The organism is Thiocapsa sp. (assembly GCF_035467215.1).
In the GTDB taxonomy this organism is placed as follows: Bacteria; Pseudomonadota; Gammaproteobacteria; order Chromatiales; family Chromatiaceae; genus Thiocapsa.
Map to the genome: position 1 here is coordinate 1 of NZ_DATITZ010000085.1, position 3,647 is coordinate 3,647.

Annotated in this window: 2 protein-coding genes and 1 pseudogene; 2 read left to right on the plus strand and 1 reads right to left on the minus strand. The window is 62.9% G+C overall.

What is annotated here, in order from left to right; genetic code table 11:
- Positions 1 to 62 precede the first annotated feature (62 nt).
- Positions 63 to 1,508, minus strand: a pseudogene (gene sufB / locus VLR48_RS04475) (Fe-S cluster assembly protein SufB).
- Between the two features lie 319 nt (positions 1,509 to 1,827).
- Between sufB and VLR48_RS04480 the strand changes: the two are divergent.
- Complete coding sequence (locus VLR48_RS04480) at positions 1,828 to 2,883, plus strand: Fe(3+) ABC transporter substrate-binding protein (RefSeq protein WP_325290629.1); 1,056 nt, start codon at positions 1,828 to 1,830, stop codon at positions 2,881 to 2,883.
- 95 nt (positions 2,884 to 2,978) lie between these two features.
- The coding region (locus VLR48_RS04485) for an ABC transporter permease (protein ID WP_325290630.1) at positions 2,979 to 3,647 on the plus strand (669 nt) is incomplete at its 3' end.

The window sequence follows — 3,647 nt, forward strand, 5'->3', positions numbered from 1 at the left end:
GTCCGGACAGCAATCTGTCCAGGTCGGTGTCGCCAGGTGTGATGGATGAGGCAAGGCCCACGTCAGCCCACCGAGCCTTCCAGGCTCACTTCCAGCAGCTTCTTCGCCTCCACCGCGAATTCCATCGGTAGTTCGCGGAACACCTGCTTGCAGAAGCCGTCGACGATCATCGACACCGCGTCTTCCTCGCTTATGCCGCGCGACAGGCAATAGAACAACTGGTCGTCGGAGATCTTGCTGGTGGTCGCCTCGTGCTCGACGATGGCGCTCTGATGCTTGACCTCGATGTACGGGAAAGTGTGGGCGCCGCACTGCTTGCCGATCAGCAGGGAATCGCACTGGGTGAAGTTGCGCGCGCCGATCGCGTTCTTCTCGACCTTGACCAGCCCGCGGTAGGTGTTCTGGCCGCGCCCGGCGGAGATGCCCTTGCTGATGATCTTGCTTTTGGTGCGCGCACCGAGGTGGATCATCTTGGTGCCGGTGTCGGCCTGCTGGCGATGATTGGTCAGTGCAACCGAATAGAACTCGCCAACCGAATCGTCGCCGCGCAGCACGCAACTCGGGTATTTCCAGGTGATCGCCGAACCGGTCTCGACCTGGGTCCAGGAGATCTTGGAGCGCGCACCGCGACACTCTCCGCGCTTGGTCACGAAGTTGTAGATGCCGCCGCGACCTTGATCATCGCCCGGATACCAATTCTGGACGGTCGAGTACTTGATCTCGGCATCGTCCATGGCGATCAGCTCCACCACCGCGGCGTGAAGCTGGTTCTCGTCGCGCTGCGGCGCCGTACAGCCTTCGAGATAACTGACATAGCTGCCGGCTTCCGCGATGATCAGGGTCCGCTCGAATTGGCCCGTGTTGCGCGCATTGATTCAGAAGTAGGTGCTGAGCTCCATCGGACAGCGCACGCCCTTCGGGACATAGACGAAGGTGCCGTCGCTGAAGACCGCGGCGTTGAGGCCGGCGTAATAGTTGTCCGTATGCGGAACGACCGAGCCCAGGTACTGCTTGATCAACTCCGGATGCTCGTGAACGGCCTCGGAGATGGAGCAGAAGATGACGCCCGCGTCGGCCAACACGGCGCGGAAGGTCGTGGCCACCGAGACGCTGTCGAACACGGCATCCACGGCGATCCCGGCGAGCGCCTTTTGCTCCTCGATCGGAATGCCGAGCTTCTCGTAGGTCTCGAGCAAGGCCGGATCGATCTCGTCGAGGCTCTTGGGCATGTCTTCCGGGCGCTTCGGGGCCGAGAAGTAGGAGATCGACTGGAAATCGATCGGCGGATAGTGGACCGATGCCCAGTGCGGCGTCTGCATAGTGAGCCAATGCCGGTAGGCCTTGAGCCTCCACTCGGTCATGAACTCGGGCTCGCCCTTGCGGGCGGAGATGGCACGCACCACCCCTTCGTCCAGACCGGGCGGCAGGGTATCGGACTCGATCTCGGTCACGAACCCATGCTCGTACTCGGATCGGACGATATCTTCGACAGCTTGGGTTGAGGTCATCTCTCCTGGCTCCGTTTTCTTGAGCGTTTTACTGGGTATTTACTATACGCCCTTCTCGGCGGGTTTCAACATCCCGCTAGACGTCCGGAATACACCGGGTTGGTCGTGATCGGATCTCGACAAATCCCATGTTCGAGCGCCGCACCCCGGTTTCAAGGGGTTTTGCGCGGCTACTCAAATAATGACGGGATTATATTCGAATTTTCGCAACACCTTCAGCGTGGGGTTGTGAATGCGAACGGTTCCTATTATTCTTGTCGCGAGGCGGAAAACCGCCGAGACCTCGAACCCCATCTGGCCCATCAGGAGGCCCAACCACATGAAACCAGTACGCTGCCTGATCTCCTCGATCACCGCCCCGATCACCTTCGGGATCGCCGCGGCGCTCATCTTCGCCGTCCCGCCGAGCGTCGCCGCGGCCGAGGAGGAGGTCAACCTCTACTCGGCACGCAAGGAAGAGCTGATCAAGCCCTTGCTCGACCGCTTCACGGAGCAGACCGGCATCAAGGTCAACATGGTCACGGATAAGGCCGAGACCCTGCTCAAGCGCCTGGAGAGCGAGGGGATCAACTCGCCCGCCGACCTGCTGGTGACGGTCGATGCGGGCAACCTCTATCGCGCCAAAGAGGCCGGGGTCACCCAGCCGATCGAGAGTCAGGTGCTGGTCGAGGCGATCCCGGAGGCCTACCGCGACTCCGAGGGTCATTGGTTCGGTCTGTCCCTGCGTGCGCGCCCGATCCTCTATGTCGAGGGCAAGGTCGACCCGACCAGCCTCACGACCTACGAGGCGCTGGCCGACCCCGCCTGGAAGGGTCGTATCTGCATCCGCTCCTCGGACAACATCTACAACCAGTCGATGGTCGCCTCCATGATCGCCGCCGATGGCGTGGAAGCCACGGAGACCTGGGCGAAAGGTCTCGTCGCCAACATGGCGCGTCCGCCCAAAGGCGGTGATCGCGATCAGATCGCAGCGGCTGCGGCCGGGCAATGCGACCTCGCCATCGCCAACACCTACTACCTTGCCGGCATGCTGACCTCGGGCGATCAAAGTCAGGTGGACGCCGCGCAGGTCATGCGGGTCTTCTGGCCGAACCAGGACGGTCGCGGCGCCCATGTGAACGTGAGCGGGATCGCCATGACACACTCGGCGAAGAACAAGGAGGCCGCGGTCAAGCTTGCGGAGTTCCTCGTCAGTCCCGAGTCTCAGGCGTGGTATGCGGAGGTCAACGGCGAGTATCCGGTCCTCACGGGCGCCGAGGTCAGCGAGCTCCTGAAATCCTGGGGCGAGTTCAAGGCCGACGACCTGCAGCTCTCGAAGCTCGGCGAATTCGGGCCGGATGCGGTGCGTCTGATGGACCGCGCGGGCTGGAAATAGACGGGCGGCCGCTCGAGAAGCGATAATGGGGCCCGAAAGGGCCCTCACGGCGGCCCTCCGCAACGCAAAGAGGCAGTACCCTTCATGAGGCGATCGTGAGCTCGCATGAGCGCCGAGGGTTGTGGTCGGCGAGCATCGTCGCGATCGCGCTCTTGGCCGGCCTGCCGGTGCTGGTGATCGTCGGCTTCGTCGTGGTTCCCGCCGGCGATGTTTGGCAGCATCTCGTCGACACGGTCCTCGCCGACTATGTGATCAACACGCTGCTGTTGATGCTCGGAGTCGCCCTCGGAACCCTGATCGGCGGCGTCGGCACGGCCTGGCTGACCAGCATGTGCCGGTTCCCCGGACGCGGCCTGTTCGAGTGGGCGCTGATCCTGCCGATGGCGATGCCCGCCTACATCATCGCCTACACCTACACCGGCATGCTGGATTTCGCCGGACCGGTTCAGACCACGCTCAGGGACTGGACCGGATGGGGCTTCGGAGACTACTGGTTTCCCGAGATCCGCTCGCTCGAAGGGGCCGCCCTGATGCTCGCCCTCGTCCTCTACCCTTACGTCTATCTGCTCAGCCGAGCCGCCTTTCTCGGTCAGTCGCTGTGCGTGCTGGACGTCAGCTGCACACTCGGCAACGGCCCCTGGCGCACCTTCTTCTCGGTCGCCCTGCCCCTGGCACGCCCGGCCATCGTCGCCGGTCTGACCCTGGCCCTGATGGAGACCCTGGCCGATTACGGCACGGTTCAGTATTTCGGCGTCCAAACCTTC

What these genes read in the sequence shown, in the direction of transcription:
- VLR48_RS04480 (WP_325290629.1), top strand. Translation starts at nt 1,828, where the DNA reads ATGAAACCAGTACGCTGCCTGATCTCCTCGATCACCGCCCCGATCACC.